Source organism: Candidatus Brachybacter algidus, from assembly GCF_016707225.1.
In the GTDB taxonomy this organism is placed as follows: domain Bacteria; phylum Bacteroidota; class Bacteroidia; order Chitinophagales; family Saprospiraceae; genus Parvibacillus; species Parvibacillus algidus.
Window position 1 is genome coordinate 576,217 of sequence record NZ_JADJID010000003.1, and the last position, 21,266, is coordinate 597,482.

Here is a 21,266-nt window from a genome sequence, read left to right on the forward strand (position 1 = left end):
CGGTAATCATAAACACAGGAAACTATATCACAAAGTTTCACAAAGCTTCACAAAGACGTAATTTACTCTTAGAAAGTCATTCTAATTTCTGACTTCTAACTTCTGACTTCTTACTTCTAACCTCCTCACCTCCTCACCTCCTCACCTTCTCACCTTTTTATATATTTCACAGAGCTTATAAAAGTAAACCAAAGCTTGACAAAGACATAAAGTAATCATAGAAGGTCATTCTAATTTCTGACTTCTGACTTCTAATTTTGTCTCTGACTTCTAACTTCTGACTTCTGACTTCTGACTCCTGACTTCCTCACCTCTCAAACTCAATCCTATATATATTCGGCCAGAATTTACCTGTCACATAGACTTTATTGCTAACAGAATCATAGGCGATGCCGTTCATGACTTCGGAATATTGGAAAGTAGCATTTGCTTCATTTTTCAGGGATGTAAGGTCCATTTTACCGACGACTTTTCCGGTAGAAGGATCGATTTTGACTATTAGATTACTCTGCCAGATGTTTGCATAGATATAACCCTTTATCCATTCCAATTCATTGAGGTTACCGAGTCCGTAGCCATTTTCAGTGACATCTATGGATTTGACTGCTTTCATATCGGGCGGAAGTAAATAAGTCAGCTTGCTAGTGCCATCGCTCATGATAGCATGCTTTCCATCAGTAGTCATACCCCAGCCTTCTTTACTATTGAAAGCAAATTCCCCTTCCTTTTTGAAAGTTTTAGCATTGTAAATGAAGCCTATTCGATTCTGGTAGGTCAATTGATATAACTTATCATTGATAACGACTATTCCTTCACCAAAATATTTTGTTTTATCAAGCCTAATCTTTTCCTCTGTTTTACCTGAGCTCATATCCACAGTTGCGATCAAGGATTCAGCTATTTTGATCTCTTCCGGCGAACCAGTACTTTCAAGGAAGGTTCCATTATATACCAAAAATCCTTCTGTAAAATAGGTAGTGCTATGTGGAATTATACCACTTACATTGAAATTAATTACAGGAGTAGTCGGTGGCACATCTACCGGCTTTTCTTCCGGTTTAGGTTCAGGTTTACAAGAAAGTATTGAAATACAAAGCAATCCGACAAGAAGCCAACTATTTTTCATCATTTGAAACTATTAAGCTGCAAATGTAAGCTAAGTTTTCAAATCAAAGGTCCTCTAACCACTCTGAAGCATGTCTATTAAATCCTCCGGGTATCTCAAAATTGTCAGGAGCTGTATTTTCGGGTGCTCTATTAGCTACCTTATACAGTTCTTTCTTCCAATTAGGATTTCTGACTTCCCCTCTTGCATTGGACTGCAACAATCGGTAATCAACTCCATCCAAAAATGGGTTGTAAAATAGAAATTTGACATTGGATTGATTAAGCTTTGGTATATCGTAGTATAACCAGACTTCATAAGGTGCTGAAGATGGGTCATCTTGAATATTGACCATATCACTTGGTTTACCATATTTCATAAATATAAGTCCTCTGTCGGTTTCAAAGCCATATCCAAGCCCAGATTTATAGTTTTTATCTACAGCTTTGGCAACTTCCATATATTGTACATAATATTCATCTGGATGAACAGGTGACTTTTCTTTATAAAACTGGAATAAAAAATTTGTTTTGGCTGTAGTATTTGGGTCCTTTAAAATCCTGTTTAACAATTCTACATCTGATTGTTTTACTAACATTGCTATAGCTCTAAGAGCATAATTGAGTTGATCTTCTGTTAATTTTCCAGCAAATGAATTCTCCACCTCATCAATCAACTTCTTAGACAATAATGCTTCATCTCTGACCGGATTACTTTTGGTAAAATAAGTTTGTGAGCTATCTATAATGTTTTTGACCCCATCCATCAGATATATCTGCATCATATAAGTTCCTGATTCGTAATAGGTGGCATCAAACCAGGTGGTGATAGCATCTTGTTCATTATTGCTCCTACGGAAGTTATTTCTGGCTATGAGGCTGTAATTTCCTGACCCATCTTTTTTACTAATTTTGATGGAATAAGCAGATTTATCAGCTTCCAATTTGTTGGTATTGTAAGATTCAAAATACACGCCAATTCTGTTCAATCTAGAATTAACATAACCAAAGGGTATCAATTCATAAAAATACCCATTTTTTGCAAGGCTTCGGTCTTCACTCCTAATGGTATCCGCCACTAATTGAATATTGGACAAAGTTGGTTTTTTTAATTCAGCAGTAATATCCAATTCAACAGAATCACGATACACATTGGTCGGATCGGCAATATCACTACAATCAAAATCCATAATATATTTTCCGGGCTTTAAGCCATACCTTTTCAAAGCGACAAAATCCTTAAGCGCTGTCTGCCTTCCACTTTCTATTATAAAATTGTCAAAACGAATAACCTTTCCTGCTTGTTTAAATAAGACCCTTACCTTTACCTGACGCTCAGCAATATTTTGATCACCATCAGATTTCAAAGGTGAAACCGTTGAGGCAACTGTATGCAGGTAAACTTCTATATATGGTGAATGATCAGCATAAAACTGAGTGATAAGGATACTCAGGTCAAGTGCCCTCATTTGAAAGGCCATAAATAGAAAACTTAGTAAAAATAATTGCCGTTTCATCCGTAATATTTTAGAAATTATCAAAGAGTATCTTGAATTATATCTGTTTGTCTCTTAAATTTGAATTGGAAAGGCATATCCCTGATCACGCTATTGATTTCCAAAGTAGAATCATCCAAACTAATAATATCATACATTATTGTATCTCTCATCATATGCAGTATGCTTCCTTCTTTAAGAACGTATGAAGCTGTCAATGTGTCTCCTGTAATGTTAGAAATTATTGAAGAATCATTAATGTCATAAAATAATCCTTGCAATGTATTAGTTTCCAATCCATTTCTACTAGCTGCTTCCAACACCCATAGACCATTGATACTTTCCATCTTTACTACAAGATTCGATTGTTCATTTTTCTTGCAACTCCAAAATAGTATAATGAAAAGAATAAAAAATGCTGAAATATTTTTCATGTATATTTTCATTTAAAATAGAATGCAAATATACAGTAAATTTGATAAGTGCTCTTGGATGTAATGCTCCTGACATTAGAATTGATAACACAACATACTAATAATCCATGCATTATATACACATTTTGAACTTATAGTCGAGGATATATTTCAGCTTTTTTTGATAAATGGCCGCTATGCAAAATAAAGTCAAAACATAGAATTCAAAATAATTTTCTACCTGTCTATAAAGTATAACTACTTCTTTTATCTTTGGAAAAATTATTATTGACAAAAACTAAATAACATGAATAGAGAATTGCATGCATGGCATAGTCCGGCTTTGAATAAAACAATGGAAATAGCTGTTTACGGTCATTTTGGAATCCCTTTATTAATGTTGCCTACTGCGGCAGCAGACTATCTGGAATACGAGCGATTTTTATTGATAGACGCTATAAAGCCATATATTGAAAGTGGTAAAATCAAAGCATTTTCTATAAATAGCATTAATTCTGAAAGCTGGTTGAACAGTAAAATGCACCCAAGACATAAATCGATCAGGCATAATCAATTCAATGAATATGTTTATAATGAAGTTGTACCTTTTATTAAAAGTCAAACTTCAGAAGATTCAAAAATAACCATCACAGGAGCTTCACTTGGTGCATTACATAGTGCAAATCTTTTCTTCAAAAGACCTGATCTGATCTCAGGAGTGATCGCTATGAGCGGAGACTACGACCTTACCACTTACACTGATGGGTATTATGATGATGATGTTTATTTCAATTCTCCAATGTCCTATATGCCGGGTCTTGAAAATGAAGCTTATCTCTCCAGGCTTCGCAACAATCCCCATATCCATATATATACAGGAAGTGGTAACTATGAGACTCCGGATGCTTCCAGAAAATTTGCTGCCATGCTCGAAGAAAAAGGAATTGCCGTAGATCTTGATGTCTGGGGATTCGACATGCCTCATGACTGGCCTACATGGAGAGCTATGCTACCTTACATCATAGATACTAAATATTAAAAAAATGCTGCCTTCCTGAACTTATCAGAAGGCAGCATGAACAATATTATAGGTGAATGAAGGTCCCTTGTACTCCAAACATGTACAAAATTGTAATAAGAGGTAGTAAAATATCTTAAGTTGTCAAATATCAGAAAGGATATATTTTGTAGCACACTTACAACAACTTATTTTCCCCTATGAGTTATCAAGTGTATATAGAATCCTCAAAAGTGACCGACCAATTTAAATGATTTTAAAAAAAAATATATGTTGCATCAAAAACTACTTTTTGGATCAATTATAAGCACATTGACCTTGATGATATTCTTTTCTTCTTGCAGCAATAATAATGCAGGAAAAGATATGGGTATTAACGGCAAAACTGAACCCAAGGATATGATCAAGGAAGTAGCAGCCGACACTTTTAGAAATACTAAAGATTCTTACACAGAATATACCAGTTTTGAAATAAGTGAGAAAGGTTATGATCCTTGTGAATTATTGACTATGCAATCAATAACCACAACATGCAAACCAACATCTGCTGTAAATATTTTTAATCAAAATAAAGCAGTGGAAAAAGTCTGTATTTATTCATGGATGGGAACAGATGGAAAAATTTGTCAGGTCAAATTTACTATTTTGGCTTATTCATTGAGTAATGACAAACTTGTATCCCTATTTAAACCTGATAAAGATGGTCTTATAACGCACAGCAATAGCGGTGTAAGATGGATCGTTAGCAATAAAGTTTTGTCAGTAAGTTATATTGGTGAAGTAATAAAAAAAGTAAATATCCTTGATATTAAATCCCACGTAAAGCCATTTAAGTAACCAACGAAATGCAACTTAACATCATCTGATAGCTTCAAGACATCTGATAGATCCTATTACTCAAGCATAAAAGCATACGAAAACATCCGACGACTCATGATTTGAGTCTAGATCTATATATAATAAAAGAAATATGAAGGTAAGGATGCATCGGATGGCGTAAATAATAATAACCTATCCAAAAAGGCAAGATTAATTTGCCAACAATAATGTTTTTACCTTACATGGTAAGCCATTCGGATCAGAGCTAAATCCGCCAGTGCTATTGCAGCCGCAGCTTCAAGCACCACAGGTACGCGCAGCGCAATGCAAAGATCATGCCTGCCTTTGATGGAAAACTCTTCCACTTCATCACTATCCCAATTATAAGACTTTTGAATTTTTGGTGTTGAAGAAGTAGGCTTGACTACTACCCGGAATTCTAAATCATTTCCATTTGAAATGCCTCCCACTATTCCACCTGCATTGTTGGTCAAGGTCTTACCGGAATTGTCAAGGATAGCGTCATTATGCTCAATTCCAAACATTTTGGCTGCCGCAAAACCTTTGCCAAACTCTATTCCTTTGATGGCAGGTATAGAAAAAACAGCATGCGCAAGAACAGATTCTACTGAATCAAAAAAAGGCTCACCAAGGCCTACAGGCAGACCTTTAATCCTGCATTCAACTATCCCACCGATACTATCTTTAGCTTGAATTGCCTTTTCAAGACCTGCTTCCAAATCTTTTTCTCCTCCAATTTCTAAAATCTCTGCATTGATGGATATATCAGTGTTTAACACATGACTTAACACGATCTTGGCTATCACTCCTGCTGCTACCAAACAAGTCGTAAGTCTTCCCGAAAAATGCCCTCCTCCCCTATAATCTTCAAATCCCCCAAACTTAACATGTCCGGTAAAGTCAGCATGCCCGGGACGTGGTATATCTCTTTGACTTGTATAGGCTTCACTTCTGGTATTATTATTTTCAAATCGTATCAAAATGGGTGCTCCTGTGCTCATTCCATTAAACAAACCACTACTAAGAATGGGATAGTCACTTTCCACGCGCGGGGTGGTTCCCTTCTTGCCTGGTTTTCTGCGCTCTAGATCTGGAATTAACAAATTCTCGTCAATAGGTATGCCGGACGGCACTCCATCTATGATTATGCCAACTTCTTTTCCATGGGACTCGCCATAGATTGATACGCTAAAGATCCTGCCGAAATGGTTCATATGACAAAGATGCATAAAGAATCTGAAAATTTTATGCTCGTAATATTGACTTGGAAAATAAAACTATTATCCAAAGCACATTTATTTGAATTACACACCATGACAGCTCTTGACTTATTTATCTATATTTGCTCATCATTAAACTTAAACAAATTGTAATGCCTCTGAAAGCATTCGATCCATATGTCGGCAGAATAATAGACGGATCAAAAGATTCTGAATCAGTGAATTATGGTGAACTTTTCCATGCTGGCCTCCCTCCCTTTTTAAGAGGCCCTTATGCATCAATGTATGCTAAAAGACCCTGGACAATAAGGCAATATGCCGGATTCTCTTCTGCAACAGAAAGCAACGCCTTTTACAAAAGAAATCTTGCCGCAGGGCAAATGGGACTAAGTGTTGCCTTCGACCTCGCCACCCATAGAGGATATGATTCTGATCATCCAAGAGTAACAGGCGATGTAGGAAAAGCAGGCGTAGCGATTGATTCAGTGGAAGATATGAAGGTATTATTTCAAGATATACCATTGGATAAGATGTCGGTATCCATGACTATGAATGGTGCTGTGCTGCCAATACTTGCATTCTATATTGTAGCTGCAGAAGAACAAGGAGTTAGTCCGGAATTCTTATCAGGAACGATCCAGAACGATATTCTCAAGGAATTTTTAGTAAGAAATACTTATATCTATCCTCCAAGACCATCAATGCGCATCATCTCAGATATTTTTAAATATACGGCTGCTCATATGCCCAAATTCAACTCCATTAGTATCAGTGGATATCATATGCAGGAGGCAGGGGCATCTGCTGCTCTCGAACTGGCATATACACTAGCCAATGGATATGAATATTTAAAAGCGGGAGTTGGAGCAGGTCTAAATATTGATCAGTTTGCGCCAAGATTATCCTTTTTCTGGGGTATTGGAATGAATTTTTATGAGGAAATAGCAAAGATGAGGGCTGGTAGAATGCTTTGGTCGAATATGGTCAGTAAATTCAATCCCAAGAGCGAAAAGTCGTTAATGTTGCGCGCGCATTGTCAGACATCCGGTTGGAGTCTATTGGCTCAGGATCCATTCAATAATATTTCTAGAACTGCTATAGAAGCTATGGCAGCTGCGCTTGGTGGCACACAGTCACTACATACGAATGCCCTGGATGAAGCACTGGCATTGCCTACAGATTATAGTGCCAAAATAGCCAGCGATACCCAGCTTTATCTGCAAAAAGAAACCGATTTAACAAAGGTGATAGACCTTCTGGGCGGTTCAGAAATGATCGAACGCATGACCTCAGACATAGCTGATCAAGCTTTAAAATATATAGAAGAAACGGAAGAAGCTGGTGGAATGGTGGCTGCCATTGAAAAAGGGCTGCCAAAAATGCGCATCGAAGAAGCTGCTGCCAAGAAACAAGCTTTTATTGATAGCGGACATGAGAAAATTATCGGATTAAATTTCTATAAAAATGATTCCGAAACAAATCTAGAACTACTGGAAATCGACAATACATCCGTCCGAAATATGCAGATTCTATCCATCAATAAGATTCGTGAAGGGAGAGATAAAGCAGCTTATCAGCGATCAATCGATAAGTTGATAGAAGCAGCAAAGACAAGTGGCAACTTACTTGAAGCAAGCGTTGAAGCTGCAAGATGCAGAGCCACACTGGGTGAGATAAGCGCTGCCTTGGAAACAACCTTCGGCAGACATAAGGCAGAAACTAAAATGATTTCAGGAGTGTATATGAGAAACATTGGTAATAATAATGCTTTTCTGAAAGCGAAAGAATTGTCCGATAAATTTGCAGAAATAGAAGGTCGGCGTCCAAGAATCTTAGTTGCAAAATTAGGACAAGATGGCCACGACAGAGGTGCAAAAGTGATAGCTACAGGATTCGCTGATCTAGGCTTCGATGTGGATATTGGGCCATTATTCCAAACCCCGGAAGAAGTTGCGATGCAGGCTGCAGAAAATGATGTGCACATCGTAGGTATATCATCACTCGCTGCAGGTCACAAAACCCTTGTTCCTGCAGTCATTGAGGAACTTAGAAAGCTGGGCCGTGGCGATATTCTTGTGGTGGCAGGTGGTGTAATCCCACCAAATGATTACCAATTTTTATTTGATGCAGGTGTCGTTTCGGTATTTGGCCCGGGAACTGTTATTCCTGAAGCAGCAATCGAACTAATAGAAATTCTATTGAAAACGCTGCATCATGAGTAAAATAGTTTTTGCATCAGATTTTCATTTAGGTCAAAAAGGGCTTTTATCAAGTGCAGATAGAGAAAAGGCAATAGTAAAATGGATTGATGAAGTAGCCATGGAGGCCGATGAGGTCTTCCTACTCGGAGATACTTTTGACTTTTGGTATGAATATAAATCTGTAATTCCAAAAGGGTTTACACGTTTTCTTGGTGCTTTAGCTGAATTGGCGGATACAGGAAAGCCTATCCACATGTTTACAGGCAACCATGATATGTGGATATTCAAATATTTTACACTAGAATTTGGGATTCCAATATACAGACAGCCTACCCTATTTGAAAGACAAGGAAAAAAACTGATCATCGGTCATGGTGATGGTCTTGGACCTGGCGACTTCACTTATAAGATTATTAAAAAGATATTTAATAATCCTATCTGCATTCATCTCTTCCACTGGCTGCACCCTTCTATAGGCATGAGTATTGCCAATGCATGGAGTACGGGTAGCAGAAACTCACACAATGATATCTACAAATTCTTAGGTCCAGAAAAAGAATATCTCCTTCAACATTGCGAATCAGAGTCTGTCATAGACCCTACAATTGACTATTACATCTTCGGACATCGCCATCTTCCGATAGAGTTCACGCTTAACAATGGAAAGAGTAAATACATTAATACGGGAGACTGGCTTGCATTTCAATCATATGCAACCATGGAAAATGGATCGATCAATGTTCAATTTTTCGAAAATCCATCTTCCATGGTCGTCACAAACGACGTCAATAGCTGGGATAAAAACAAGATCAACTTTTAGCCAGGCTGATCTCCTCCAGTCACTTCATCCAATTCTTCTTCGATATACTCGATACGGTCTATTAACCTGCTGCTGATTCGAAGGAAATCCATCTCGGTTATAACTCCTACTAGTTCGTGTTTGTATACTACAGGAAGGCAACCGATCTTTTTCGTTCTCATTAATTCCAAAGCCTCTGCAATAGTAGCGTCTGGGCTTATAACTTCCGGCTCAGTAATCATAACATCACCTACCGTAACTATATCATTATTATTTGTGATCTTGCGGTTACTGAAATGCCTTAGAAGCAATCTGCTTGTTACTAAGCCAACGATATTGCCTTTTTTGTCCTCGACAGGCATATAGCGAATTTTCCTCCAGTCCATCATTTCAGCTACCAATTCTACTATATCATCCTTCTGTACAGTGAAAAGGTCAGTTTCCATGAACTCTTCCACCTTTAATGCACCAGGGCGATATTCTTCCAGGTCCTGCAATCTTGGAGCCTTCCATTTATGAATCGGAATTTCTTGCTCTTGATTTTTAATGATTGACTGAGTTAATACAACCATTGCTTCATCTCGTGTGACATGCTTGATAAATGAAGTGAATGCCCTCAATTGCCAGCGTGCTCCGGTCATGTGTTTTTCTGCACGTCCTTTGATCACATCCATATATCTTGTGATATCATCCTGGTTAACACCCTTTAATTTCAAACCATGTTCAGCCAAAGGAATAAGCTCCTGCAATGCAAGTTCAGTAGGAGTAATCTTCTTATCTTTTAACCAGGTAAATTTGGTATCGATACCAAATTGTGCTGCCTTGCCAAAATTATCACGTACATCTTCAAAAGAAATATTTTTTGTAATATCCTTTTGTGTGTCATCCAAGCCTGCCATGCAACCAAGCCACAAAGCAGCGTTTGCTATTTCGTCAAGTACTGTTGGGCCTGAAGGGATTACTCTATTTTCGATCCTTAGGTGCGGTTTTCCATTATCACTAATACCATAGCAAGGCCTGTTCCAGCGATATACAGTAGAATTGTGGATCTGTAATGCCTGTAATTTTGGAACCTCTCCCCTGGCTACCATTGCCATAGAATCGTCATATTTATCACCGGTCATGATCACACGGAAACGGCTTATGTCTTCTTTATAGATCTCAAGAATTGACTTGCGCAGCCATCCTTTACCGAAACTTACTCTTGGACTTCTATCCCTCATATGCTCTGTTGAAGTTCTGGTATCAAGCGCTTGTTGGAAAAGAGCGATACGAGATTCATGCCATAATCTCCTTCCGAAGACTATTGGTGAATTTGCACCAAGAGCAATGATAGGCGCAGCAAGAGTCTGAGCTATGTTATAATGTTTTACAAAGTTCTTCGGAGTAGTCTGCATGTGCACCTGAAAACTGGTGTTACATGCTTCCAGTAATGGAGAATCATGTTTGACTAGTAATTCATCTATACCTTGAAGACGTAATTCATATGCAGAAGCAATCAACATATCATTGAATGCCTCCATCAAAGCATAATATCTGTCTTTTGGTGTGAGATTCGTTAGCTTAAGGTCAAATTTATTCAACGTTGGAAGGATACCAGTCAAAACTATCTTGGCGCCGTATTTTTTTAAGTGCTCCTTTATAACTCCAAGTTGATCATTATTTTCTTTCTCCATTAGACTGAAGCAATCGCCTACAAACTCTCTAGGAGACAGGTTAGTTTCGAGGTTAAACTTTGCTAACTCAGTGCCCACCCAATCGAATTCCTTCATTTCTTCCAAAACTTCAACTGCTATCAATGCGGGCTTAAAATATTTATCGTCGACCATGAACATTTCCTGCTCAGCGCCGATGCGCATGATATCTGTCTCAAACCAATCATCTGCAAGCATTGTTTCCAGTGCTTTTACATCATTTAGCAGGTGCTTGACAAACAATTGCAGCTCCTCTTTTGAATTTAATTTATTTACGTTTTGCTCTCCCATTTCTTATTGTTATTCTATCTTTATTCATAATAGTTTCCAAATATTGTACAATTTTTTGAAAGTGACAACTATTATTTTAATTGCACCAAAAATGTTTGTAAAAAAATAATAATAAAATTATCAATACCTGCCTGTTTAAATACGTTAGTTAAAATATGAAAGCGAATTTATGTCTTCTTTTGTTTTGTGGATTTTGTGTCGTAAGCTCCTTGGGCTGCCGAAAGGATAGCTTTGTAAAGAAATTCGGTATTCGCCTGGAAAGGGACTTTAGTGTACCAGCCGGACTTGATATTCTTGATGCACATTATTTTGTATTGTCTGAAATGCCAACATTTTATGCTAATCTAATTGCACAAGAAGACGTTCCTGATGGTGCTAAAGTAAGTTTGGTCCCGGAAAAAGCTTTGATTACTTCCCGCTTTGGAAATATTGATTTCGATTTTATAGAAAAAGTATCAGTTAAGATCTATACCAATGCCAACATCGATGATAAAGCAGAAGCATTTTACATCGAATATATACCAAAAAGTGTTGATGGAGAATTGGCATTAATTCCAACTAGTTTTGAAGCCCTTCCCTTTCTAAAGGATGGACTGGTAAACGCTGAAGTAAAATTTTTATTCAAAATAACTACACCTCAGCAATTAGACCTCCATATTCAAATGGATTTTCGGGGAAATTATTGAAGAGAGTAAAATAGTATTAGAGTAGAATAGAAAGATATGCCGAATCATTTATTATTAGAAGGGCAAGGCCTTCCCCTTTATTCTGACCAGTATCGATTGTGGTTGCGGCATTCATATAATACCGAATGGAAATTCGTAATTGACCAAATAAATTTGATCAAACGACTTTCAGCTCGGTATTATACGGCAAAAAATTGGTCAATTATATAATTCCGTTTCGTATAACAATCCAACCCTCTCTAAAACCACAATTTAATTATGTGCATGTGCAATGCATTGCACATTATCACCCTATCTCCCCTCACTTTCTAAATTTCAAACCCATTAAAAAACCAACAACAAGTAATTTATTTTTTACTAAATGTAAGGTATTTTTTACGTTTAGTAATATTTGTTTTACATTTGCGTTTAAATTAAAAACATGCAAAATGAAAAGTAATTATTTATTCCCTTCAAAATTTAAATTCCTCGGTTTAGTTATTCTGATCCCAGTGAGCATTCTTGGTTTGTTAATGTTAATATATGGCTATGAGCCGGAACTATTAAATGTTAGGGTTCTGTCCATAATAAGAGATGAATTTAACACACCTCTTTCATATTTCTCCATCGAGAATAATAACATTTATAATGAGATAATTGGTTGTTTGCTAATTGCAAGCGCGCTGATGGTGGCATTTTCAAAAGAGAAAAAGGAAGATGAATTTATTGCCAAAATCAGATTGGAGTCTTTGGTATGGGCCACTTATTTCAACTATGCAATATTATTCATATCACTCATTTTTGTATATGATCTTGCATTTTTATGGGTGATGGTATTTAATATGTTTACCCTTTTAATATTTTTTATTCTGCGGTTTAACTGGCAGGTTTGGAAAATGAATAAAAATACAATGGATGAAGAATAGTATAAAAGTTGAAAGAGCGAAGAAGAACCTCACTCAGGCAGATCTTGCCAAAATGATCAATGTAAGCAGGCAGACTATCAATGCAATGGAACTCGGAAAATATGTTCCCTCCACATTACTCGCTTTAAAATTAGCCAGAATATTTGGAGTGGAAGTAAGTGCCATTTTTGAGTTGGAAGAAACGGATGAGTGAGAAGATGGGTAATGGGTAATGGGTAATTAGATTAATTTACACTAAAATAAGCTCAAAAATCATCATGAACACCTGCATAATCATAATATTTTATGTCTGAAAATATTTAATTGATGAATATTAAAATGAAAACTGTAGGGACATGTCGCGACCTGTCCCTACAGTTTTCATTTTAATATTTTAATCATCAACTTTTAAACTAGAATATCTACATACTGGTTTTCTGTCATACTTATTACATACTTCACGGACAAGGGCAAGCCATGTCCCTACTGAGAAAATATCATCCTGCTATATTTATAAACTATTACAATTATTAACTATCAACTAATTAACTATCAATAGATTAACTGGTTACCTGGTTAACTCTAATACTAAATCCTACCTGAAACAGAATCCCGAAGGTATAATACCTGCATTGAAATTTTTTATAGATTGGCCCGTTTTTGAGTAAACGCGTACTTCTCCGGATTGACTAAAATTTTTAGCATCAGCGACATATATTTGAGACCGGTTATCATCATAACCTACGCTATATGCCACTCCTAGGCTGGTTCTGGATATGACACCTGAGCTTACGTTGTCCAAATTTATTATTTGAGCATCAAAGCTGTTATAAACAACAAGTACCTGGTTGTCACTAATCCTGCGCAACTTTGCATAATTGGTTGCTGCTTCTACTTTTGCACCACTAATAGGAATTGCGGTATTATTTGATTTATTTAAAAAGTACAGATTACCATCACCTGATGCATAACTTTTCTCAGCACAGCTTACAGCATATCCATTTGCGACTTTAACCACACTATTCGGATTGTATTTCACTTGAATTTTTGTAATCACACTTTCTGTATTCAGGTCAACAATGGCAACTGTAGAGTCTGGTTGATTTTCAAAAGTAGTCGCATTGTATGATCCACCATTTGGCACTATCAAAGTATTTCCATCCAATAATAAGTTCTCAGGACCATTCCCGGTCGGTATGTTCTTGATTATGGTCAGGGTATTAAGATCTATGACAGCAACACTTCCCTCAAAGTTATTTTCACCCCATTGGCTCACATATCCCTTGTCTCCTTTAGCTACCATGAATCTTGGAAAAAACAAACCAGTTATTTCTCCTATAACTTTAAGATTGATATCAGTGACGATGATCTTATTGGCATTATTGACGACGATGTAATATTTGTCATTGAAGAAGATCATGGATTGAGCCACATTACCGACAACTGCTCCACTATTTTCCTTTTCAAATACTTGTTGAGTAATAATATCATCATCACCGGCAAAAGTAAGCGTCCCTGTTCCTGAACCGAAGTTGCCTTCATTCACGACGAATACACCTTTATCATAATTGCCTTTTACAGTGATAGGATCATCCGAATTACAACTGGTAAGAAATAATGTAAAAACTAAAAGATAGAATAATTTATTCATTTGTAAAGTTTTAGCCGGCTCATAAAAGAGCGCGCTTGATTAATAATTTTATACAATTATGGTGTATAAACTGAGGCTTCACAAATCACAGATTACTTAAATGATTCATATGGCAAGGCCATGTATCAAACAATGTAAATTGAAAATGCTCCATCCCAATCCTTTTCACCGAAAGATCGAAAATCATTCAACATGGCAGGTCTTCTGGCTTATTTCTTAATTCTGACGGCCTTCCCATTTATCAAAACAGTGGCATTGAGATGTCAGAATACTAACGAAAATTACAGCAGCGGGAACTGCCCGGGATTATCACCCGGTTCCCTATTAATTTTATTCAGAAATTGATTTCTGTCAAAAACCATATTGAATTGCAAAACTAAAGAAAAACCACTATTTTTCAACTAATAATGCTTTTAACATATAATTAATTACCTATAAGACAATAACATATTATATTTGCGTTTAATATGATATCTATGAGTGGAAAGAATATATATATAATGTTGATTGCTGTAGGCCTATTTCTTACAAGTTGCAGTGCACCAAAGAAGACTGCCTATCATAAACCGGGTAATAAATCAAATACTTATAAAAAACCTACACCAAATTCAACTCCGAAGAATTATGAGAGATCAGAGGTCGGATCGCGAAATGCTGATGGATACCTTAAGGCTGATGGCATCACTGATAATAAAAAGCTAAGCTCTGTGGTAAACGAATGGCTTGGAGTTCCTCACAGAATGGGAGGAAAGGATAAATCAGGCATTGATTGTTCTGGATTTACATCAGTTGTCCTGCGCAGTGTATATCATAAAGAAATAGTAGGATCATCAGCAGACATGGCCAACAAGGCAAAAGAAATCAATAAATCACAACTTCACGAGGGAGACCTTGTATTTTTCAAGATTGGGAGCACCAGAGTTTCACATGTAGGCGTTTATTTATCAAATGGATATTTCGCTCATGCCACATTAAAAAAGGGGGTTTTGATATCGTCTTTGTCTGAGCCATATTACGAGAAATATTATTCAGGTTCAGGCAGAATCATGTAAGCTTAGAATGAGCTGTATTGATCCTTCCATATTTTTCATTGGAGTACAACAATCCTTCCCTCAAGGCATATGCAGAAACTATGATCTCTTCAGCATTAAACAAAGAAAGAATGTGCTCTACAAGAAGGAAGCCAATCACAATTAATTCAGCCCTATCATCAGGAATGCTTGGATTTTCAAGTCTATCATTATGTGAACTCGATACAATATTTTTGAAAATTTCATCAAAATGATTCGTTGGTATTACAACATAATTTTCGTCATTTGATAGCTCTGCCAATGATGCCAATGTCTCAAAGGAGCCTGAAGAACCCACAAGTCTTGTTGGTTTGTGCTTTTCAATTTGTTGCTTAAGATCAGCCAAAATCGTATTCAGCTCCATCTTTAGTGCATCGACACTCTCAACAGGAAAAGGATCTTTATGGTATTGTAAAAACAAATATTGAACACCTATTTTGTAACTTCCCCACCAAATAATCTTTCCTGAATTCGCTAAGATAAATTCTACACTTCCACCTCCGATGTCCATAATGAGATATGGACTTTTATATGCAGGAATAGCATGAGCTGTACCTTCAAAAATCAAACGCGCCTCTTCTTCACCAGTAATTATTTCGATGGAAAGTCCTAGTTGATTTTTAGCGAGCTCAATAAGTTCATGGCCATTACTTGCACTTCTCAAAGCTTCAGTACCTACAACTCTGAGATGGGTTATCTCATAGGATTCCATGGTCTTAACAAAGTGACTTAGCGTATTTATAGCTCTTTCAAGTGATTTGGGGCTAATCGGGTCTATGCCGTCCTTTGCGATCCTAACAAAAATGCTTTCCCTAAAAACGATTTGGTAATTCTCTTCATCTACGATCTTGGCAATCAGTAGATGAAATGTGTTGGTACCAATGTCGATTACGGCTATCATATTTTATATTGACTATAGTTTCCGAATTGATTATAAGATTATCAAATAATGATATAAATATCTATTATTTTATAATATACATTTACAAATTTATTGAATATCAGAGATTTAGGTTTTTATATATTTATCAATATTTAGATTGATGGTTCCATTCTTCTTAATAACTAAAACTAAATTTTTAAAGTTCAAGTATTTGACATAAGTTGTTTAGATTTAAACTTTATACTCTCTTTTGAGCATTCGCCCAAAAAAGAATTATTAGCCACTACCGCGAAGCAGCATCGAAGATAATTGCTCGAATGATGCTTTGCATCTAACACGAATTTATTCGTAGAAATTAGTGTCATTTCTGTTCCATTTTCATCAAGTTATCTATTTTGATTTTGAAAGCAAAGAATTCCAGGTTAACTAATTTCTGACTTCTTCTATATTACTAATTGCAAAATATAGTTAATCAATAATTTTTCTTAAATAAAATGCAACCACTTCAAAGACTCCCCCTTGCCCCCCTCTTGCAGAAGGGGATATTATGCTAATCGACATTTTAAATACCACATTTTACCTTAGAAATCCCCCTGATGTCACCAAAAGTTTCTACCTCTATTGTCTAGCGTCTAGAATCTAGTTTCTAGTTTCTGAATTCTGACTTCTGACTTCTGACTTCTGATTTCTGATTTCTAACTTCTGATTTCTGACTTCTAACTTCTGACTTCTGATATCTGATATCAAAACATATATTGAGCCGCCAAACTGATCTGGTAACTACGCATGTAGTTTGAAAAATTGTCATCCACAAAATCCTTTTCCCAAGCTTTTAACATCGATCTGTTATATCTTCCCGTTATTCCAAAGTTCTTATTAATCAAATAAGTTGCACCTAAGATAAAGCTAAAGTCATTTTTATTTAAATTATTTTCCAGCTTCGGTGCATACTTAAGATTAGTTACCTTACTATTTATAAGGTTACCATATGAAAAGCCCCCATAAAATACAATATGATAGTACCCTTCCTCATCGAGCCAGTCTTTATAACCTGCCAATATTGGTATTTCAATATAATTAAGTTCAATCGTCCAAAATGGTGTTACATCCTTGAATTTTCGAGACCTCGAACTCCCCTTTGTATTGTAGAGAAATTCTACTTCAAGATTCAACCGACTTTTAAATTTATAACCCGCTTTGACACCAGCCAGCAGAGACATTTTATTAAATCCATAAGCCTCATCTCCGGTCAGTTGAGACAAACTTCCACCAGCAATAAATCCACCTGTAAAGTTGCTTTGTCCTTTTAAGTATGCTGAACTGCATAATATAAATAAGATTGCTGTTATTAGTATTCTCATAGAAATTAATTAGATAGTAAAATTACATCTTATTAACGTATAATTTGACTCATTATACATTATGAAGTAATGACTTTAATGCAAAAGAAACAAAAATGACTCAAAATTTTTAAAATTAATCATAATTGAAGCGGGCGGAGAAGTCCTTCAAAATACTTTGACCAAACCCAACGGCAGAGTCTTCTCCATTATTGGAATTATATTTTTGATTTGCGTCAATAATTTGCTGTTGTCTTCAGTCAACGGACAGGCATCTGGGAGTAAAAGAACTTTAGACGCATCTATTTCTAGGCATCAAATACATCGAGTTTACACATCTATTATTTTTTCCTTTATCCAACTAAACCCTTAAACTACTATCTTAGCGCTTACTTAGTTTTTAATAATACTTTTATATCAAATGTCTGCTAAAGAAAAACTTAGCTTAAAATCGTTAAGTCAGGAAATCCATAGACTTGGCTACAGAATAATTTATGAAAAGGGTAACTTTCAGTCCGGTCACTGCATTGTGCATAACAGAAAGGTAATTGTAGTCAATAAATTTCTGTCGGATAAGGTTAAAATTCTTATATTGAATGAAATAATAAAAAGTATTTCATTTGAAGTAGAAAAGACAAATCAAACAGTAACATCAGAGGAAGAATAATTGAATAAGAAAGGAATAGTTACAGTGCTTGGCACAGGGACTTCACAAGGTGTTCCTGTGATTACTTGTACCTGTACTGTATGCAAATCTTCCAATTCAAAAGATAAACGCCTGAGATCCTCCATATCTGTCAGTACTGAAGCCGGTACTTTCATAATTGATATTGGACCCGACTTTCGTTCTCAGTGCCTGACGTACAAAATAAATAGCTTAAACGCAATCTTGATCACGCATGAACACATGGATCATGTCAACGGACTGGATGATGTCCGCCCTTTCAACTACCTAAAGAAAATGGTAATGCCGATCTATGCAGAAGAAAGAGTGCTGGGAGAGATCCGCAAGCGCTATAGTTACATATTCGAACCAATTGCATATTCAGGTCTTCCATTGATAGACCTTATCCCGATCAATCCCTTCTCCCCCATCCTTATCAGTGATATCGAGGTGTTGCCATTACGCATCATACATGGTTCATTACCCATACTCGGATTCAAATTTGGAGATTTTGTGTATATCACTGATGCAAAATATTTAACTGCAGAAACTATTGAGGCAATCAGTGACACTAAGACAATAATAATTAACGCATTACACCACAAGGAACATCATTCCCATCTCAATCTAAAAGAAGCCTTAGAGCTGATCAGCGTCAATAATTTTAAAAATGTATATCTCACTCATATCAGTCATCAAATGGGGTTGCATTCAGAAGTATCCAAGACACTCCCAACAGGCGTGCATCTTGCTTATGATGGACTTAAGCTCGAATTTGAATATTAATTAAGTAAAGTTTCGGGGTCGCTCATTGCATTGGTTATCAACAATATAAATATAAAATAATTTGTGAATATAAGCAACTAAATTGCTGTAAATCAATTATTTAGTATGGTTACTATATTTCATATATTTATTTAGATGATTTTATCTGCGGGACTCAATCATCGAAGTTTCCCCGCCGTCGCTCTTTTAGTCGGCCAAGCTTCTAATTTCTAATTTCTAATTTCTAATTTCTAATTTCTACCTTATTTTGAGTAGTACCAATACTCTTAATGCTTATTTTTAACGCCGAATCTTGAGTTAATTAAAAAGTCAAACAATTACTACTTCTTCCGAAATTATAAATTTACCTAATGACATTTTACTATAAATTCTGGCGACTGTCACTACATCTTTCTGACAATAAGTCCTTATTCTTTCTATATCCTTTTCTTCCCAATACACATGGCCAACCATGCTGCCATCGATATCATCCTTGGGTGTGGGTACATCTAGCAATTCCGCAAGTAAGGCCAAAGAGACAAAGTGCTTGTAGTCACCATACTTCCATTCTTCCAGGGTGTCGATCAAATGTTTTACCTCCCAAGGCTTTTTTCCTGAAAGCTGAAAAGTATTTGGTAATTCGATCTGGTGGATGACTGCACGACGACAGATATACGGGATATCGAATTCTTTGATATTATGACCACAGAAATGGTGCTTAGTGCTATCATTGAATGATTTGGATATCAATGCCAGAAAATCATTGAGCAGTACTTTTTCATCGTCTCCATAAAATGACTTTATTCTGAAGCTTGAGGTTCCGGTCGCATTGTCAATGTTGTTAAATCCAATGGAAATGCAAACTATTTTTCCATATTCAGCAAAAATGCCGGCCTTTTCTTTATAAAGCTCCGCATAATGTTCATCAGTAGTTTCTTCGTTATGTTTGATCCAGGAGGTTGATTTCCTCTTCCAGAATTTTTTCATCGGCTCCGTAAGTTGTCCGAAAGCTGAAACATTCGATACTGTTTCAATGTCTAAAAAAAGAATATTAGAAGTTGACATGATAAAATGATTTAAGTTAATAATGGGTAAAAACTATTAAAAGTACTATTTTTACAATTAAACCATTAGTAGTTTACTATTATTTTTATATAAGGAATTTGATTTACCTTTACATGTTGAAATTTTCTAATATCCGATGAATTTTTTAAAAATTAAAACTTAATTATACATATGGATGAGCAAAAAGGAAATAATACCTACAAAATAGTGAGTATTACTATCATAGGATTATTGTTGGCCCTAAGTGGTTATTTACTTTATCAAAAAAGTCAAAGTTCTAGTGTCATAGCCACACAGGATGCCCAGATCATGGAGATCGAAAAGGGAAAAGCAGATGTCGAAAAAACTTATTACGATGCGCTTGCAGACCTTGAAGAAATGAAAGGAGACAGAGAAGACTTAAATGCGAGAATCGACAGCCAGAAGGTAGAACTCAAAAAGCAAAGAGATAACATCGTAAATCTTCTTGCGACAAGTAAGGACTACAAGGCTATCAAGGCCCGCATAGCAACAATGAAGACCGAATCAGAAGATTTTAAAAGGCAGATTGATGCCTTAAGAGCTGAAAATGACCAGCTGTCTACCAGCAATCAACAATTGAATAGTGAAAAAGAATTGCTTACTAACCAAGTCAATCAAGAACGAACTTCAAATGATGAACTAGCTTCAAGAAACGTTTCTTTAGAGGCAACAAAAAGCGGATTGGAAAACGAAAAGATGAAGCTGGCCAAAAAGGTGGATAAAGCATCTGTCATCAAAATCTCTGATATCCTGGTAGAAGGTTACAAACTTTCATCAAAAGGAAAAGAAGTATCTAAAAGGTTCGCAAAAAATATAGACGGATTAAAAATCTGTTTCAAAACTGCTCAAAATGATTTAGTGGAAGCAGGAAGAGAGAAGTTCTATATAAGACTTATCAACCCTACTGGCGAAACAATAAACATTCCAGCTGCGGGCTCAGGTATCATTTCAGCTTCTGAAGATGGAGCGGAAATCTCCTATTCTCTTGCTAAAGAATTTACTTATGAGAATACACAAGCAGTAAGCTGCACCAATTGGCAACCAACCTACGATTTTGTAAAAGGATCATATGAAATCCATGTTTACAACAAGGGTTATCTAGCCGGTAAAAGTACATTTACGCTAAAGTAAAAGCCTTATAAAAAAGAAAAAGCCCGCATT

At 36.1% G+C, this 21,266-nt stretch carries 20 protein-coding genes and 1 riboswitch; of the genes, 11 read left to right on the top strand and 9 right to left on the bottom strand.

What is annotated here, in order from left to right; all coding sequences use genetic code 11:
• Positions 1-307: 307 nt before the first annotated feature.
• Genes IPI15_RS12290 through IPI15_RS12300 form a run of 3 tightly spaced genes read right to left on the bottom strand, consistent with a single transcriptional unit; the run spans position 308 to position 3,034 of the window.
• Entirely contained in the window at positions 308-1,129 is an 822-nt protein-coding gene (locus IPI15_RS12290) for a glutaminyl-peptide cyclotransferase (RefSeq protein ID WP_287420517.1), read from the bottom strand.
• A gap of 40 nt (positions 1,130-1,169) precedes the next feature.
• Positions 1,170-2,621, bottom strand: coding sequence for a GWxTD domain-containing protein (locus IPI15_RS12295; protein ID WP_287420519.1), 1,452 nt, complete (start codon positions 2,619-2,621; stop codon positions 1,170-1,172).
• A gap of 20 nt (positions 2,622-2,641) precedes the next feature.
• Positions 2,642-3,034 carry a hypothetical protein gene (locus IPI15_RS12300; RefSeq protein WP_287403702.1) on the bottom strand — a complete coding sequence of 131 codons (393 nt, stop codon included), beginning with the start codon at positions 3,032-3,034 and terminating at the stop codon, positions 2,642-2,644.
• Positions 3,035-3,320: 286 nt separating this feature from the next.
• On the opposite strand from IPI15_RS12300, the gene IPI15_RS12305 reads away from it, so the two are divergent.
• Positions 3,321-4,052, top strand: coding sequence for an esterase family protein (locus tag IPI15_RS12305; RefSeq protein WP_287403700.1), 732 nt, complete (start codon positions 3,321-3,323; stop codon positions 4,050-4,052).
• A gap of 249 nt (positions 4,053-4,301) precedes the next feature.
• Positions 4,302-4,868, top strand: coding sequence for a hypothetical protein (locus IPI15_RS12310; protein ID WP_287403698.1), 567 nt, complete (start codon positions 4,302-4,304; stop codon positions 4,866-4,868).
• A gap of 215 nt (positions 4,869-5,083) precedes the next feature.
• Here IPI15_RS12310 and IPI15_RS12315 read toward each other — a convergent pair whose 3' ends face one another.
• A complete protein-coding gene (locus IPI15_RS12315) occupies positions 5,084-6,085 on the bottom strand; it encodes a chorismate synthase (protein ID WP_287403696.1) in 1,002 nt (333 codons plus the stop codon).
• Positions 6,086-6,243: 158 nt separating this feature from the next.
• Between IPI15_RS12315 and scpA the strand changes: the two genes are divergently transcribed.
• Together scpA and IPI15_RS12325 are read left to right on the top strand one after the other, a co-directional pair.
• On the top strand, positions 6,244-8,313 hold the full coding sequence (gene scpA / locus IPI15_RS12320; protein WP_287420520.1) for a methylmalonyl-CoA mutase: 2,070 nt from the start codon (positions 6,244-6,246) through the stop codon (positions 8,311-8,313).
• Positions 8,306-9,112 carry a UDP-2,3-diacylglucosamine diphosphatase gene (locus IPI15_RS12325; protein ID WP_287403693.1) on the top strand — a complete coding sequence of 269 codons (807 nt, stop codon included), beginning with the start codon at positions 8,306-8,308 and terminating at the stop codon, positions 9,110-9,112. Before scpA ends, IPI15_RS12325 begins: the two co-directional genes overlap by 8 nt.
• Here the strand turns inward: IPI15_RS12325 and IPI15_RS12330 are convergent.
• Complete coding sequence (locus tag IPI15_RS12330) at positions 9,109-11,076, bottom strand: CBS domain-containing protein (RefSeq protein WP_287403691.1); 1,968 nt, start codon at positions 11,074-11,076, stop codon at positions 9,109-9,111. The genes IPI15_RS12325 and IPI15_RS12330 overlap by 4 nt on opposite strands.
• A gap of 155 nt (positions 11,077-11,231) precedes the next feature.
• Between IPI15_RS12330 and IPI15_RS12335 the strand changes: the two genes are divergently transcribed.
• From IPI15_RS12335 to IPI15_RS12345, 3 genes are all read left to right on the top strand, one after another.
• Positions 11,232-11,762 (top strand): hypothetical protein, encoded by a 531-nt coding sequence (locus IPI15_RS12335; protein WP_287403690.1) that lies wholly within the window; start codon positions 11,232-11,234, stop codon positions 11,760-11,762.
• 428 nt (positions 11,763-12,190) lie between these two features.
• Complete coding sequence (locus IPI15_RS12340) at positions 12,191-12,667, top strand: hypothetical protein (RefSeq protein WP_287403688.1); 477 nt, start codon at positions 12,191-12,193, stop codon at positions 12,665-12,667.
• Positions 12,657-12,860: a helix-turn-helix transcriptional regulator gene (locus IPI15_RS12345; RefSeq protein WP_287403687.1), complete on the top strand. Its 204-nt coding sequence runs from the start codon at positions 12,657-12,659 to the stop codon at positions 12,858-12,860. The genes IPI15_RS12340 and IPI15_RS12345 overlap by 11 nt, the downstream gene beginning before the upstream one ends.
• Positions 12,861-13,241: 381 nt before the next feature.
• On the opposite strand, the gene IPI15_RS12350 is transcribed toward IPI15_RS12345, so the two are convergent.
• Positions 13,242-14,297 carry a YncE family protein gene (locus IPI15_RS12350; protein WP_287403685.1) on the bottom strand — a complete coding sequence of 352 codons (1,056 nt, stop codon included), beginning with the start codon at positions 14,295-14,297 and terminating at the stop codon, positions 13,242-13,244.
• A gap of 177 nt (positions 14,298-14,474) precedes the next feature.
• Positions 14,475-14,675, bottom strand: a riboswitch (cobalamin riboswitch).
• Between the two features lie 98 nt (positions 14,676-14,773).
• Between IPI15_RS12350 and IPI15_RS12355 the strand changes: the two genes are divergently transcribed.
• The gene (locus tag IPI15_RS12355; RefSeq protein ID WP_287403684.1) at positions 14,774-15,349 is read left to right on the top strand and encodes a C40 family peptidase; all 576 of its coding nucleotides are present in this window, start codon (positions 14,774-14,776) and stop codon (positions 15,347-15,349) included.
• Here IPI15_RS12355 and IPI15_RS12360 read toward each other — a convergent pair.
• Positions 15,342-16,268: a Ppx/GppA phosphatase family protein gene (locus IPI15_RS12360; RefSeq protein ID WP_287403682.1), complete on the bottom strand. Its 927-nt coding sequence runs from the start codon at positions 16,266-16,268 to the stop codon at positions 15,342-15,344. The two genes, IPI15_RS12355 and IPI15_RS12360, sit on opposite strands and share 8 nt — an antisense overlap.
• A gap of 725 nt (positions 16,269-16,993) precedes the next feature.
• Positions 16,994-17,611 (bottom strand): outer membrane beta-barrel protein, encoded by a 618-nt coding sequence (locus IPI15_RS12365; RefSeq protein WP_287403680.1) that lies wholly within the window; start codon positions 17,609-17,611, stop codon positions 16,994-16,996.
• Between the two features lie 400 nt (positions 17,612-18,011).
• Between IPI15_RS12365 and IPI15_RS12370 the strand changes: the two genes are divergently transcribed.
• Together IPI15_RS12370 and IPI15_RS12375 are read left to right on the top strand one after the other, a co-directional pair.
• On the top strand, positions 18,012-18,257 hold the full coding sequence (locus IPI15_RS12370) for a hypothetical protein (RefSeq protein ID WP_287403678.1): 246 nt from the start codon (positions 18,012-18,014) through the stop codon (positions 18,255-18,257).
• A complete protein-coding gene (locus tag IPI15_RS12375) occupies positions 18,258-19,040 on the top strand; it encodes an MBL fold metallo-hydrolase (protein WP_287403676.1) in 783 nt (260 codons plus the stop codon).
• 309 nt (positions 19,041-19,349) lie between these two features.
• Here IPI15_RS12375 and IPI15_RS12380 read toward each other — a convergent pair whose 3' ends face one another.
• The gene (locus tag IPI15_RS12380; RefSeq protein ID WP_287420522.1) at positions 19,350-20,084 is read right to left on the bottom strand and encodes a ribonuclease H-like domain-containing protein; all 735 of its coding nucleotides are present in this window, start codon (positions 20,082-20,084) and stop codon (positions 19,350-19,352) included.
• A gap of 171 nt (positions 20,085-20,255) precedes the next feature.
• Here IPI15_RS12380 and IPI15_RS12385 point away from each other — a divergent pair, with 171 nt between their 5' ends.
• A complete protein-coding gene (locus IPI15_RS12385; protein ID WP_287420523.1) occupies positions 20,256-21,236 on the top strand; it encodes a DUF8428 domain-containing protein in 981 nt (326 codons plus the stop codon).
• Positions 21,237-21,266: the final 30 nt, after the last annotated feature.